The following is a 14,565-nucleotide window of genomic DNA, read 5'->3' as shown; positions in this document are numbered from 1 at the left end:
CCTTTATTTGGCACGCGTTAAATAGGCAACGCTTTGCTGCAGCAGCATAGCGCCATTGGGCGTTAAAATAGATTCTGGGTGGAATTGATAACCCAGCGCAGTGTCTTGATGATGATAAATAGCCATTGGAATATCTTGATACTTTGCAATAACCGCTAAGTTATCAGGTACTTTTGTGGCCATTAATGAGTGATAACGCGCCACTGGCATAGTGCTGCCCATTCCGTTAAACACAGGGTGATCGTCTAACTCAATAATTGATGATTTACCATGTACGGTTTCACCAGCATGACCGATTACTCCGCCATAACTTTGTGTTAGTGCTTGTTGGCCTAAACAAATGCCTAGCATTGGAAATTTACCTTTGCACAAGCTAATTAATTCCATTAGGCAACCCGCATCACTGGGTGCCCCTGGACCTGGCGATAAAACCAGTAATACCTGCTTATGCTCTGCCTGCATTTTGTTGAATATTACTTCAGCGCTAATGTTATTTCTGTAAACAACTAACTCAGCACCTAGCATTGTTAGTTCATCAACAAGGTTATAGCTAAATGAGTCAAAGTTATCTAAAAAGTAAATTTTAATAGGGTGTGCTTCACTCATTTTATACAGCCTCATATGTCGATTTAATCGCGGTGATCACTGCCTGTGCTTTTGCGCGGGTTTCGTTAGCCTCTGACATTGGGTCTGAATCAAACACAACCCCAGCGCCAGCTTGCACATAAGCAATATTATTTTTAACAAAGGCTGCACGAATAACAATACAGCTATCCATTGCACCATCACCAGTTAAATAGCCAACTGCGCCGCCATAACTGCCGCGGCGCTTTCCTTCAGTTTGGCGCACAAGCTCTGCAGCTCTTACCTTTGGCGCGCCCACTAATGTGCCCATGTTCATACAGGCTTGATAAGCATGTAGGGCATCTAGTTCGGGTTTTAATTTCCCCACCACGCGCGACACTAAGTGCATTACTTGTGAGTAACGGTCTACTTTTAATAGCTCTTTGGCATGGCGCGTACCCGGCATGCTAATGCGCGCCACATCATTACGCGCTAAATCAACCAGCATTAAATGCTCTGCACGTTCTTTTTGATCGTTTCTAAGCTCAAGCTCAATACGGCTATCTAAATCAGGGTTGATTTTTCCATTAGCAAATTTGCCGCGAGGGCGTGTGCCGGCAATCGGATAAACCTCGACCTGTTGGGATTTAACTTCGTATTTAAGCGCGGACTCAGGAGATGCGCCAAATAATGAGAAATCTTCATCGCGCATATAAAACATGTACGGACTAGGGTTTTGTTTTTTTAGCTGGCTGTAGGCATGTAAAGAGTCAGGACAGGGTAGTGAGAAGGTACGAGAGGGCACCACTTGAAAAATATCGCCATCGACTATGTGTCGCTTGAGCTTAATTACTTGCTGGCAGTATTGCTCATCACTAATATCAACACTCACTGGGCAGTCGCCAGTTTGGCTTGGTGCGCTGAAATCAGCAGCATGGTCGCATAATGTATTCAAGCGCTCTAATTGTTTGCCTACTTCAAAGCAGTTTGCATGTACATCAGGGCCATTAAATACGTTACCAATTAATTCCGTTGTTTGTTTTTGATGATCAATAACAACCAGAGTTTCTGCTAAATAAAAAACATAGTCTGGACAGGTGTTTTCCCCGTCGGGTACATCGGTTAGCTGTTCAAAATTAGCCACCATGTCGTAGGCAAATACACCGCCTAAAAACACCGAGAATGGATTGTTAGTGGTACTTTTAATGCTGTTTAAACAGGTGCGTAATGCGCTAAAAGCGTTATCTGCAATCAGCTTACTGGCTTGGTCTATTGTGTCATCTGTTGGGTGATACGCCAGTGTTAGTGTGGTATCGGATAACTGTGATGCGCAGTTTTTTACATTAGCTTGTAAATAGTTGAGTAACTGCTGCCCGTTATTTGATTGTGCTGTTACGCTCACTTGATTGCCTTGGCAGACAATACGCAGTGCACAATCAACGAGTATTAAGCTTTTTACGCTATCTTTAGAATCTATCTCTGCAGATTCAAGTAATAGTGAGTTAGGTTTATCAAGTGCGGCATACAATGCAAGTGGGCTACTTATGTAGTCTCGTACTTGCGTTATGCTGGTCACTTCACCTGGTGTTGTTGTTATATGACTAAATATCAAACCTCATCCCCTAAAAAAATAAAACCCCGCAATGCTAAGCAGTGCGGGGTTTGAATAACGATGTCTAAATTATAGATAGACCATTACCGTCCCGCTATGCCAGGCGCCACCACCAATGATGTGTAAGAGTGTTTACGTTATTCATGTTTTTAATTCCTGTTAATCTTGTATTGCAAAATTTAGTTATAAAAAAACCCGCATGGTAGCGGGTTAGAATTTTTTGTTTAGACACGACAATTCATCACCCTTGATTTTAAGAGTGCCACCACCAAATGATGTTGTGAATTGTATTTTTCATTGTTGTTAATTCTTTAATGTCTAAAAGTGGCTACAGTAAAACGTATCAACTGCTTTTGTGTCAAGTGTTTATTTAAAACAATTTAGTTAAAAAACTTGTTATACTGGGTAAAACACCGTTAAACCCTAAATTTAAGTAGTTTTCATTTGATAAAATACGACCTACATAGCCACACCACGCACTCAGACGGCCATTTAACCGTTGAGGAATTATTAGCGCGAGCAGTCGACAAAAATATTGATGTATTTGCTATTACCGATCACGATACGGTGGCTGCTATTGAACCTGCACGGGCTTTTATCAAACGTGAAAATTTGCCGCTTAAACTTATTAACGGGGTTGAAATATCAACCAAGTGGGAAAGTTTTGAAATTCATATTGTTGGACTAAATATTGATACCAACGATAGTACCTTGCATACATTACTGAGCGAGCAGCAGCAAAAACGCGAAACCCGCGCAATAGAGATTGGCCATCGACTAAATAAAAACGGATTCGATGGTATTTACCAACAAGCTCGCGAGCTGGCCGAAAATGCACAAATTACCCGCGCTCACTTTGCCAGAGCATTGATTGAGCGTGGTGTAGCTAAAAACTTTCCTGGGGTATTTAAAAAGTATTTAGGGCGAGGTAAAACCGGTTACGTGCCAAGTAATTGGTGTAATATGCAAACAGCTATTGCGGCGATTCATGCCGCAGGTGGGGTGGCCGTTTTAGCGCACCCAAGTAGCTATAAAATGTCGAACAAGTGGCTACGTAAATTGTTAGTGGAATTTAAATCAGTAGGCGGAGATGCAATGGAAGTTGCGCAGCCGCAGCAGGCGCCAAGTGAACGTCAGTTTTTAGGGCTATTGAGCCAAGAATACGAGCTACTTTGCTCACAAGGCTCTGATTTTCATTTTCCGACTAGCTATTTAGAACTTGGAAAAAATTTATACTTACCTAAAGATTGCCAAGGGGTTTGGCAAACATGGGAAAAGCACGAAGGAGTTGCATTATGAGTCAATTATTTCATATACATCCAGATAATCCACAGCCTAGATTAATTTCTCAAGCTGTTGATATTATTAAACAAGGCGGCGTAGTTGTGTATCCTACAGATTCAGGGTACGCGATAGGCTGTAATTTAGGTAATAAGCAAGCTAAAGAGCGCATTGAACGTATTCGTGGTATTGAAAAACATCACAATTTTACTTTGGTATGCCGTGATTTATCTGAGCTGTCTACTTATGCGCGTGTTGATAACCAAATGTTTAGGCTTATTAAAAATAATACCCCAGGGCCTTACACGTTTATTTTTAAAGGTACAAAGGAAGTGCCTAAGCGGTTATTAAACGACAAGAAAAAAACCATAGGCATACGTGTTATAGAGCACCCAATAGCGTGTGCTTTATTAGCTGAGCTGGGTGAACCCTTAATGTCGTGCTCACTTATTTTACCGGGCGAAGAGTTTACTCAAGCTGATCCCGATGACATTTTAGAGCGCCTTGATAAACATGTGGACTTAATTATTCATGGTGGGTATTTACCTGAGCAGGCGACCACAGTGATTGATTTATCAGAAGATGATATTCAAATTCTTCGTGTTGGTTGCGGTGATACAACGCCATTTGAATAACAATGAAACAGTCTGAGACGCTATCATCAACGCCAACACCTGATATGCCAGTGCAGCAAAAGCTCCCTCTGGCTTTTTTACATGGTAAAGCCGTTGTTGATAAACCCGAAGATTTATATATCCCGCCTGATGCGCTTGAAGTTATTTTAGAAACCTTTGAAGGGCCTTTGGATCTGCTGCTTTATCTAATTAAAAAGCATAAGCTAGATGTTCTTGAGTTGTCTATTTTTAGCATTACTGAGCAGTATGTAAAATATGTAGAAATGATGAGCGAGTTCCAGCTAGAACTCGCGTGTGAATATTTAGTAATGGCGGCATTGCTGGCCCAAATTAAATCTAGGCTGTTACTGCCTGTTCATGAAGAGTTAGAAGAAGAAGACGATCCCCGCGCCGAACTTATAAAACGCTTACAAGAGTACGAACAATTTAAAAAAGCGGCCGAAAATATAGACAGCCTACCTCGTGTTGGCCGCGATATCTTTATAGCGCAGGCAAGCGTGCCAGAACTAGCAGAAAAAAACCAGCCATTACCTGACCTTGCCATTAAAGATTTATTGTTAGCGCTAAGCGATGTCATGGCGCGTGCAAAAACATTCGAGCATCATTTAATTAGCGCTGAAACCCTTTCAACGCGTGAACGTATGAGCTTGATTTTAAATACCTTATCCCAATCAAAAGCGCCGGTTGCGTTTACTCAACTATTTACCTTTGAAGAGGGACGCAGTGGGGTTGTTGTTAGTTTTATCGCTATGTTAGAACTAATAAAAGAGGGCCTGATTGCCTGCTTACAGGTTGAACCTGATAGCCAAATATACGTGTCTCTTAACGAGTCAGCTGCTAGCTAATTCCTTCTCAACGTTATTTGCAATTATACTAACCTTATACCATTTACTGTGCGTATACGCACGATAAGTGTTTACATATGCTATTTTAATCACCACTTAATCATTATATCGTAGTGTTATTACTAAATAAGAGATTGGCAGTAGGGAATGTTTAAAAACTCAAAAACCAGCTATGGCGTGGTGGCTATATTTTTCCACTGGCTAATGGCGCTGACCGTGTTTGGTCTGTTTGGTTTAGGTTTATATATGGTTGAGCTGACTTATTATGATAGTTGGTATAAAGGATCATTAGACCTACACAAAAGCATTGGCCTTAGCTTAGCAGCGGTTTTTGTTTTTAGGCTGTTATGGCGACACTTTAGTGTTAAACCAAGTCCGATTGGCAGTAACAAGCAGTTAAATCAATTAGCCCAAACAGCACATATTTTAATGTATCTGTTTTTACTGATCATTATGGTGTCAGGGTATTTAATTTCGACGGCTGATGGACGACCCATAGAAGTATTTGGCTTTTTTTATGTAAAAGCTATCGACTTTGCGTTTGATTCTCAGGCTGATATAGCTGGGCAAATCCATTTCTATAGCGCATGCTTATTAATTGGATTTGTAGTATTGCACGTGTTAGGTGCGCTAAAACATCACTTTATCGATAAAGATAAAACATTAATTAGAATGATCACATTACAAAAGGATGATTAAAATGAAAAAATTATTTTTAACTTCAGCGTTATCAGCAGCGATGTTTATGACAGCGACCACTGCGAATGCCGCAGATTATGTTATTGACACAAAAGGTGCGCATGCTTTTGTAAACTTTAAGATTAAACATTTAGGCTATAGCTGGCTGCACGGGCGTTTTAATTCCTTTGACGGCAAATTTAACTACGATGCTAAAAATCCAAATGCGTCTCAAATTAGTGTAAATATTGATACGGCAAGCTTAGATTCAAATCACGCAGAACGTGATAAACACTTACGTGGTAGTGACTTTTTAAATGTAAGCAAATACCCACAGGCAAGCTTTAAGAGTACAGCGATTAAGTTTGACGAAGACGGTGAAGAAGCCACAGTAACCGGTGACTTTACTCTACACGGTGTTACGAAGACAATTACCTTTGAAATAGATAAAATTGGTGAAGGTAAAGATCCATGGGGTGGTTACCGTGTTGGTTTTGAAGGAGAAACTAGCTTAAAACTGGCCGACTACGGTATTGACTATAACTTAGGCCCAGCATCTACCCATGTTGATATTGGTTTATTTATTGAAGGTATTCGCCAGTAAGACTATTTTAAAAAAGCTAAGCGCTAATTAGTAACACGCTTAGCTTTTTATTATTGTAAATGCGCTTCTAATTTGGGTTTGAAATGACTTGGTAACCACCGAGTTAATATCTGTTTATAGTCTTCAGTCTGCTTAATCAGTTTGAGTTGTTGATTAAGCGTAGCAATATCCTCTGCACCTTGCTCGTTTTTAGTACAGCCAATGTAACCGTAACTTATTTCTGGTGCTTCAGTGAGCACCCGCTGGGTTAAATTATCAGTAAAGCCCATTGTTTTTGCTAAATAATAATGTTCACTTGGGTAACCTAATAAAATATCAATTCTTTTAAGGTTAAGCATATATGTTAACGTACTGAGGGTATCGCGGGTTGGCCGAATGACCAGATTTATACCGGGTGTGGTGTTGATTATTTTATCAATTTCACTGCCATAGGAGCGATTCATAGATACACCTAAGGTAAGCTTTTTATTAACTAATAAATTGGTTAATGACACCGGTTTTGCGTCTTCAATCTCAAGCGCACTACTTAGCTTGGTATGCATGGCAATCGATGGCGAAAGCCCTGCTGTAGAGCTTTGATGTGTGAAATAAACACGCTCTTCGCGGTATTTATTCTTATAGAGCGACAAAGCACAGGCATTAGACTGCAGGTTTGCGAGTTCCTGAATCACTTTACCTGAGGGGATGATCACTTTTTCAAAGATAATATGCGGCAGCTGCTGTTCTAAAAGCGAAATAATACTTTCGTCACGACCTTGGGATTTGTTCGGCCCGCTTATAATGTAGTAGGGCGCAAAATCATGTGTTAACCATTTTATTGTTCTGGCATTACACTTTGTGCTTAAAAATACACAGACTAACAGTATTAACCACGAAAACCGCATTGGCACTACAACGAATAAATAAACAAGGATTTAAGTGTAGTCAATAATACACCAAAAAGTAAAATGCCAGCTTCACGCTGGCATTTAGATTTATTTATAAGTGTTTAACTTATCAATGATAATTAGCTGGCTTTGAGCCACTTTACAAATTGACGTGCATCACTTGCTTTTTGAAACAATGCATTTTTCAAACCTTGTGTATCGCTAAAGATTACACGATGTTTGTTAACCGAAATTGATTGCACTGGATGTGCTATTTGGATCATAGATCCGTTATATTTGTATGACATAATAAAACTCACTTTATTTTTGTTATTTATTCTGGGCTTTTTCTTAAAGCACATTACAGATGATAAATAATCACATTGTGTTTAGCTTCATTACAGTGTTGACGATCTTTATGACACTTTTACGATGATATTAAAAATAAATCATCAAGGTATTAATAGGGGTTCTCGCCGTACAATAACTTAGCTTCTGAATATACGTTTTGCGGGGCTTACTGGATCAGGGTAAAGAGGTTAACCGCTAGGGCTTTTTATAGCCAAGCAGCGATACTACTTCACAACATTTTACTTTGCAAGCAATTTATTAAAATACTTTGAATCGAGTGGAATTCGCATATAGCCATAAATATTAATTTGCAAAGGTCAACAGACCCGAATATACCTGACTATACTCAGTTTTTAACTGAGGGGGTCAAATGAGCTCACTATCTACGCCATATCAACATTTTTTATCTAATCCAATAGCAAAGCCGCCTTGTCGTATGCACATTGCGACTATGTATGGTTTTTTTGCTGAGATAGAATTAGCTAAATCACAAAGATATATTGATTCAACGCTAAACGTAGGCGTTAAAGGGAATATTCGTTTTAAAATACTTGGCGAGTTTGCACTTATTACATTTACAGATATTGAAAAAATAGTCTCAATGACACCGCCTTTCGAACAGCATTGTTGGATGCAAGAAACAGATATTATCATCTGGTTGCCTGTCACTAAAGTTGAAGATGAGGATATAACCTACCTATATTTATATCCTGCATTTATCTGCGTTAATAACATTTATGCACTCATTAATGGTCGCGAAACGTGGGGCTATAATTAAATACTTATGTGATTACATTATGCCCGAGTGTGTAACTGAGCTTTCGAATTTTTCACTATCTTTAGAATGCATTGATCATTTTTCGACTGAATCAAAGCTACAAATGCATGAGCTATTTACAATTACAATAAATTCTCAGGGGCAGGAAAATGATTTTTTCTCTGTCCTAGATGATTTTGGTGAGCAAGTAGCAAATTTGTTTTCTCGTAAACATTTAGGCATTGATTTGTCATTATTAAAGCAGCTATTGAGTGGGTTTGTTAATCCACAAATGGATCAAATATTGTTTAAGCAATTTCCCGATGGCAGTAGTGATTCAGCGGTATACCAAAGCGTAATGCACTCACCCTCTATGATTAAAAAAATACATCATTTTAAATTTTTGAAACCTGAGTTTACTTTACATCTTAATAAATTAGATAGTTTCCCCCTTGCCGATATGTTTGGTCTGAAGTTAGGTAGTCAAACGCTGCACTTACCATTTTATGTTCAAATGGATTTTGACCAGTTAGCCACAACTAAAATTTAAATTGCTTAGAAGGATTTATCATAGTCCAAGAAAAAATTGTGATAATTGGTGGTGTATCGGCTATGACTGCTGCACTGATTTAACTGAGCAGCGTGATTGGCAACAGCATCGAACTATTACTATATACCAACAAGGTTGGCGTTTAGGTGGTAAAGGCGCAAGTGATCGTAATGCGGCTCGTGGGCAGCGTATTGAAGAGCATGGCTTACATGTTTGGTTTGGTGCTTATGTAAATAGTTTTAAAACAATAGAAACGGTTTACACTAAGTTACAATGCCCAGTCGATTCACCTTTATCTACATGGCAACAAGCATTAAAGCCGCATAGTTTTATAGCACTAGAAGAATATATTAATGATCAATGGCAAACATGGCCAATAGATTTCCTCTTATTACCTGGAAATCCTGCGGAGGGTAGTTTAGATATTACGCCATGGGACTTTATCAAAATGATCCTAGCTTGGCTAAAAAAGTGGATACTGGATTTACAATTAGCCGAAAAAAAAGCCAACAAAAATATAAAACTGAGCACAAAAAAATCTCGTGATCAGTCTTTATTACACCATGTACATCAACAAATTGCGGACTTGGATTTGTTATTGCGGTTATACAAAGCCAATATAGTTTTAATAAATACTTATTTGCCTATTACAAATAATCTCATTTAGCAGGTTAATTTTATAATTATCCGGTGGTTAAAATTAATCTGCACTTATGCTCTACTCAGTAATGTTCTATTTGGTCGGGTGTTAAATAAAATGTCTGATGCCATCTTGATTAAAAAATCGTTCCCTCATTTTTACTAATAGTGAATACCGTGCAGTTATTCGCTGCGGTGATATCAATTATAAAAATGCAATTACAGACACCTATTAACTAACATGCTTTAATGGAAAGAGGATGTTTTTCTAGGTGTTAACAATGCAATATCAACATATTACTGTGCCAGAATATGGTGAAAATATACTTATTGATGAACAAGGACAGTGGCATATACCCGAACACCCTATTATTGCGTATATTGATGGTGATGGCGTTGGGCTGGACGTGATGCCAGTGATGCGAAAAGTAGTGGATGCCGCCATAGAGCATAGTTATGGCCCAAGACGCAAAATTCATTGGATGCAAGTTTATAATGGTGAGCAAGCTGCCAAGCTTTATGACGGTGATTGGTTCCCTCAAGAAACGATTAATGCAGTACGAGAGTGTAAAATCGCGATTAAAGGCCCTTTAACCACACCGCTTGGAGGCGGGTTTCGCTCGCTCAATGTCGCGCTTCGTCATGAAATGGATTTGTATGTAAATATGCGAACCATTAAAGGATTTAGTGCATTACCGTCACCCTTAAAAAACCCATTTACCACGCATATTACTGTGCTGCGTGATAGCAGTGAAGATGTGTACTCAGGAATTGAGTGGCAAGCGGGCAGTGTTGAAAGTGAAAAAATGCTCGATTTTTTATGTGAAGAAATGGGCGTAACACGGCTTCGTTTTACCCAAGAATGTGGTTTAGGTATTAAAAATATCTCTAAAGAGGGATCAGAGCGATTAATACGCTATGCAATTAATTATGCCCTAAAAAATAATAGTGAATCAGTCACTTTAGTTCACAAAGGTAATGTACTTAAGTTTACCGATGGCGCATTTAAGCGTTGGGGATTTGCACTGGCCAAACGTGAATATGCTGCCGTTGAGCATCAAAACGGGCGCTGGCTTGAAATACAACGTGCTGATTTACCGCCGCTGGTTATTAAAGAAGTAATTGCCGATAATATGCTTCAGCAGTGTTTAATGGATCCTGCTCAATTTGATGTGGTGGCCACCACTAATCAAAACGGAGACTTTTTGGCCGATATGCTCAGTGCACAAGTCGGTGGAGTAGGGATTATGCCAGCGGCAAACTTAAATACCGAAGTTGCGTTTTTTGAACCCACACATGGTACATTTGAGCGCATAGCAGGACAAGATAAAGCAAATCCGAGCAGTAGCTTATTGAGTGCGGTGTTAATGCTTAAGTTTATGGGATGGAGTGAGGCTGCTTGTTTAATTGAAAACGCGCTTGAAAGCACATTTGCCAGTGGACAGGTTACATTTGATTTAGCTCAATCAAATCATAACTCGACAACCTTAAGTTGCAAACAATTTGCCAACAAGGTTATCGAGCACTTTTAAAGGGCAGCATTTTACGCTGCAGAGGCGTTAGCTGTTTGCTTGCGATGAACGCATGGACGCTCTGTCAGCTCTGCAGCTCTGTGGTAAAGTTTATGGGCGCTTGGCTCATCACAGAGTGTGCCACTAAGCGTATCCATTAAAGCAACCACAATAATTGCAGGCACTTGGCAACAGTATTCATCTAGAACCGCTGCGGTTGTTTGTGCATCTACATGACAATGTGGATGACTTTTACGTTGATATGCATTTAATAAAGTATTCACGTCGAGAATGTCGTTTTCTTGGTGTTTTGTTTTACGACATGTACACCCAAACTCATCAACTAACGTAGCTAACGCTTGGTAAACGTGTTGCGTTTGAAGTGTTGTTTTACGACACAATTGTTGTTCAATGAATTGATGTAAATTTGCATCAATGAATAATCCGTCTTGTTGTGTGAAGCTTGCTGATGTTTGCATAATTATTACTCTTAGTTTGTTGGCTTAACTTCACTGTAGCGCTAAGTGTAATATTAATGAAATTGTTGTTTTCAATAACTGATATTGATTTTATCAATATTTTAATTCTTTACCTATCAATCACTGTATTTGCAAACGCCAACAACTCGCGTCTAAGCCATTGGTGCGCTGGTGTATGGTGTAACAACGGGCTCCATATCATTTTTACTTCTATGGGGACGATTTGAAATGGCACAGGGCTAATCACTAAATTAGTATGGCTAGTTAAAAGCTTTGCTTGACGACGCGGAAGGGTTGCAATGAGTTGCTCAGATTGACACAGTAAACTGGCAATCATGTAATGACGAGTAAACACTCTTATTTTACGTGTTTGTTCTAATTGCCATAATGCCTCATCGACCCAGCCTAATTTTTGTTTACCTGATTTATTGGTGACAGCGGGTTCGGGGCCCCAGCCGGCTCGATTAACCCAAATATGTTCACTTTTTAAGTATTGGTCTAAGTTTGCATCGTTTAAAAATGGATTATGTGGATGGGTTAAACAACAGTAGTTATCTCGCCATACAGTAGCTTGATGAAAAGAGCGCGGCAGACCATTAAAACGGTTTATTGCCAAATCGATAGTCCCTTTTTCCATATCCTGTAGGTTCACGTCGCTGGGGCTAAGTACATCGAAGTCAATGCCCGGATTTTTAGCTAGCTGCTCGCAAATAAAGGGGGCAATTAGCGTCGATTCTAAATAATCGTTTGCCATAATACGAAACGTCACGTGGGCGGTAGCCGGATTAAACTGCTCACTTGGTTGCGTGATCTCTTCTGCCATTTTTAACAGCGCTTCAATTTCGGGCTTAAGGGCAAGGGCTTTAGCTGTTGGGGTCATGGAGCCCGCAGCTCGTACCAGCAAAGGATCGTCAAATAAATCTCTTAGGCGTTTTAACGCATTGCTCATAGCTGGTTGTGTTAATGCGAGTTTATTGGCCGCTTTAGACACACTTTTTTCATCAATTAATACATTTAAATAGACGAGTAGGTTGAGATCGACATTTCTTATATTCATATGATCAATTTTATTTATTTGCTGTATTAATTATCTAAATTAAAGCGTGCTTGCTAAGGTGTAAACCTCTAATAAAAAATAATCAGCATAATTGCTAAAAATAGAAGCGCCTATACTATGCCTAGCACGTCGTTAACGTCTACCCACAATCCTATACAAGTACTCATAGCCACTAAGTTAGCACGCGCTGTATTTGCTGGCTTTGAAGCTATGTTTGCACAGTTTTTAAATATTACTTTAGGGGCACAAAGTCGCTTTGAACAACGCCAATATCATGAGGTGCAAGCGGCAATGCGAGCGCGCTTGCAAGTATATGAGCGTCAAGTAAAGCAGGTGAGTGAGGCCGTTAAAGTGATTGCCTATGATGAACTAAACTGTCCGCAAACATGGCAACGTGCAAAAAATATTTATGGCGAAATGGTTAAAGAGCATGAAAACCAGCCAATTGCACATACGTTTTTTAATTCTACTTTTGGCGCTATTTGGGATGATAAAAAAATTCGTACGGTGCATTTATTTGTCTTAAAAGCAAAGTACCGGGGGCAACCACGTTCTTATGAAGGGCTTGTGAGTCGTATTTCCTTAAAAGAAGGCTTTGATAGCGCAGTTAAAACCTTAGTTAATGAACAAGTGTTTAGAGTGCCATTTAAAAGTTTAAACGAGGACTTAGCTAAACTACAAGCAACGTTAACCCAAGGGGCGCAGCAACAATGCCGACAAGTGTATGAGCTAATAAGTTTAAATGACGGCTATATTGAGTACGCTAACTCACACTTTTACCGAAATAAAGCGTGTTATGTAATAGGACGATGTATTGCTAAAAATGGCGATAATATGCCCTTTGCAATTGCCATTTTAAATACCCCAGACGGGCTTACAATTGATGCTGTAATGATGGGCGCTGATCAGCTGAGCTTGTTGTTTGGCTTTGCGCGCACGTACTTTATGGTAGATACCGACCAACCTGCACGGTATGTAGATTACTTAAGTGTGTTAATGCCTCACAAACAACGGTTTGAATTGTTTAATGCGATTGGTTTTATTAAACATGCGAAAACAGAATTTTATCGCTATAAGGTGGACACGACTAAAAGTAGCCCCGAGCAATATAAATATCATTTAGCACCAGGTACACCAGGTATGGTGATGCTTGTTTTTACAATTGATGGCCTAGACTATGTGTACAAAGTAATAAAAGATAAGTTTAGTGCACCAAAAACGGCGACAAAACAGCAGGTAAAAGATAAGTATAACTTTGTAAAACAGGCTGATAGAGTAGGGCGATTAGTTGATACTCATGAATTTAGATACCTAGCCTTTGATTTAAGTCGTTTTAGTGATGAACTGCTTACTGAAATGAAAAAACACATTGGTAATAGCTTAATTATTTCGGGCAAAGCGTTAATACTCAAACATGTCTATGTTGAGCGAAAAATGACACCGCTTAATTTATATATCGGTCAATGTACCAGTAAATCACTGCAGCAGGTGATGGTTGACTATGGTAAAGCGATAAAAGAGCTTGCCAGTGCAAATATTTTTGCCGGTGACATGCTAATGAAAAACTTTGGCGTGACACGTTGGGGGCGAGTGGTATTTTATGATTACGATGAAATTTGCCCTCTTACTGATTGTAATTTTAGAGAAGTGCCAAATACTGACAACGCGTTAGAGGAATTAAGCTCACATTCTTATTTTGATATAGACCAAAATGATATATTCCCGAGTCAATTTAAGGTGTTTTTTAGTGCCAGCAGCAGTGCCTTTAGCCATTTTAATCATTATCATAGTGACTTATTTACGGCAAAGTACTGGCAAATGACTCAGCAAGGTATTGAGCAAGGTCAGCTTCCTGATGTATATCCTTATAAACAAAGCTGGCGCTTTAATAATTTATAGTTTTGTTTATCTTTCATAGTTAAATTCGAAGTTGTGTTTTTAGGCAAGGCTTCCCCTGCAATTGCTGATAACGCAGCATAAATGCAGAACATGCACTGCCCAACGAGTTCGGCCTAAATTGAACAAAGGTTAGTCCACAAAGGCCAATAAACTGATTAAATCAGCGCTGAATTTTTGTACTTAAGGCGCTGTTAACTCCAAAAGGAGTATTATGAGGTTTATATTAGTTGGCTTCGC

16 protein-coding genes are annotated in these 14,565 nt (G+C 39.3%); 10 read left to right on the top strand and 6 right to left on the bottom strand.

Annotated elements, in window-relative coordinates; all coding sequences use genetic code 11:
* Positions 1–3 precede the first annotated feature (3 nt).
* Together MTN96_RS14035 and MTN96_RS14030 are read right to left on the bottom strand one after the other, a co-directional pair.
* Positions 4–606 (bottom strand): aminodeoxychorismate/anthranilate synthase component II, encoded by a 603-nt coding sequence (locus tag MTN96_RS14035; protein WP_013465081.1) that lies wholly within the window; start codon positions 604–606, stop codon positions 4–6.
* A gap of 1 nt (position 607) precedes the next feature.
* Positions 608–2,176 (bottom strand): anthranilate synthase component 1, encoded by a 1,569-nt coding sequence (locus MTN96_RS14030; protein WP_248531992.1) that lies wholly within the window; start codon positions 2,174–2,176, stop codon positions 608–610.
* A 444-nt stretch (positions 2,177–2,620) separates the two neighbouring features.
* On the opposite strand from MTN96_RS14030, the gene MTN96_RS14025 reads away from it, so the two are divergent.
* The 5 genes from MTN96_RS14025 to MTN96_RS14005 all read left to right on the top strand — a co-directional run bounded on the left by MTN96_RS14025 (position 2,621) and on the right by MTN96_RS14005 (position 6,219).
* Entirely contained in the window at positions 2,621–3,475 is an 855-nt protein-coding gene (locus tag MTN96_RS14025; protein ID WP_248531991.1) for a PHP domain-containing protein, read from the top strand.
* On the top strand, positions 3,472–4,092 hold the full coding sequence (locus tag MTN96_RS14020; RefSeq protein ID WP_013465078.1) for an L-threonylcarbamoyladenylate synthase: 621 nt from the start codon (positions 3,472–3,474) through the stop codon (positions 4,090–4,092). The genes MTN96_RS14025 and MTN96_RS14020 overlap by 4 nt, the downstream gene beginning before the upstream one ends.
* A gap of 2 nt (positions 4,093–4,094) precedes the next feature.
* Entirely contained in the window at positions 4,095–4,937 is an 843-nt protein-coding gene (locus tag MTN96_RS14015; protein WP_248531989.1) for a ScpA family protein, read from the top strand.
* A 147-nt stretch (positions 4,938–5,084) separates the two neighbouring features.
* Positions 5,085–5,636 carry a cytochrome b gene (locus MTN96_RS14010; RefSeq protein ID WP_248531987.1) on the top strand — a complete coding sequence of 184 codons (552 nt, stop codon included), beginning with the start codon at positions 5,085–5,087 and terminating at the stop codon, positions 5,634–5,636.
* A 1-nt stretch (position 5,637) separates the two neighbouring features.
* A complete protein-coding gene (locus tag MTN96_RS14005; RefSeq protein ID WP_036982490.1) occupies positions 5,638–6,219 on the top strand; it encodes a YceI family protein in 582 nt (193 codons plus the stop codon).
* 50 nt (positions 6,220–6,269) lie between these two features.
* Here MTN96_RS14005 and MTN96_RS14000 read toward each other — a convergent pair whose 3' ends face one another.
* Positions 6,270–7,103: a transporter substrate-binding domain-containing protein gene (locus MTN96_RS14000; RefSeq protein ID WP_138563640.1), complete on the bottom strand. Its 834-nt coding sequence runs from the start codon at positions 7,101–7,103 to the stop codon at positions 6,270–6,272.
* A gap of 122 nt (positions 7,104–7,225) precedes the next feature.
* Positions 7,226–7,393 (bottom strand): hypothetical protein, encoded by a 168-nt coding sequence (locus MTN96_RS13995; RefSeq protein WP_007375427.1) that lies wholly within the window; start codon positions 7,391–7,393, stop codon positions 7,226–7,228.
* 413 nt (positions 7,394–7,806) lie between these two features.
* Between MTN96_RS13995 and MTN96_RS13990 the strand changes: the two genes are divergently transcribed.
* The 4 genes from MTN96_RS13990 to icd all read left to right on the top strand — a co-directional run bounded on the left by MTN96_RS13990 (position 7,807) and on the right by icd (position 10,914).
* Complete coding sequence (locus MTN96_RS13990; RefSeq protein WP_248531985.1) at positions 7,807–8,214, top strand: hypothetical protein; 408 nt, start codon at positions 7,807–7,809, stop codon at positions 8,212–8,214.
* Between the two features lie 103 nt (positions 8,215–8,317).
* Positions 8,318–8,743, top strand: a complete 426-nt coding sequence (locus MTN96_RS13985) for a hypothetical protein (RefSeq protein WP_248531978.1) — start codon at positions 8,318–8,320, stop codon at positions 8,741–8,743.
* A gap of 1 nt (position 8,744) precedes the next feature.
* Positions 8,745–9,410 carry an NAD(P)-binding protein gene (locus tag MTN96_RS13980; RefSeq protein ID WP_248531976.1) on the top strand — a complete coding sequence of 222 codons (666 nt, stop codon included), beginning with the start codon at positions 8,745–8,747 and terminating at the stop codon, positions 9,408–9,410.
* 253 nt (positions 9,411–9,663) lie between these two features.
* Positions 9,664–10,914 carry an NADP-dependent isocitrate dehydrogenase gene (gene icd, locus MTN96_RS13975; protein ID WP_069439535.1) on the top strand — a complete coding sequence of 417 codons (1,251 nt, stop codon included), beginning with the start codon at positions 9,664–9,666 and terminating at the stop codon, positions 10,912–10,914.
* 11 nt (positions 10,915–10,925) lie between these two features.
* Here icd and MTN96_RS13970 read toward each other — a convergent pair whose 3' ends face one another.
* On the bottom strand, positions 10,926–11,372 hold the full coding sequence (locus MTN96_RS13970; RefSeq protein WP_036982496.1) for a hypothetical protein: 447 nt from the start codon (positions 11,370–11,372) through the stop codon (positions 10,926–10,928).
* Between the two features lie 109 nt (positions 11,373–11,481).
* The gene (locus tag MTN96_RS13965; RefSeq protein ID WP_036982498.1) at positions 11,482–12,429 is read right to left on the bottom strand and encodes a LysR family transcriptional regulator; all 948 of its coding nucleotides are present in this window, start codon (positions 12,427–12,429) and stop codon (positions 11,482–11,484) included.
* A gap of 117 nt (positions 12,430–12,546) precedes the next feature.
* On the opposite strand from MTN96_RS13965, the gene aceK reads away from it, so the two are divergent.
* Complete coding sequence (gene aceK / locus MTN96_RS13960) at positions 12,547–14,328, top strand: bifunctional isocitrate dehydrogenase kinase/phosphatase (protein ID WP_248531974.1); 1,782 nt, start codon at positions 12,547–12,549, stop codon at positions 14,326–14,328.
* Positions 14,329–14,565 lie beyond the last annotated feature (237 nt).

The organism is Pseudoalteromonas sp. 2CM28B (assembly GCF_023161935.1).
Note: the sequence above shows the minus strand (reverse complement) of the source record. Positions and strands in the feature narration are given on the sequence as shown.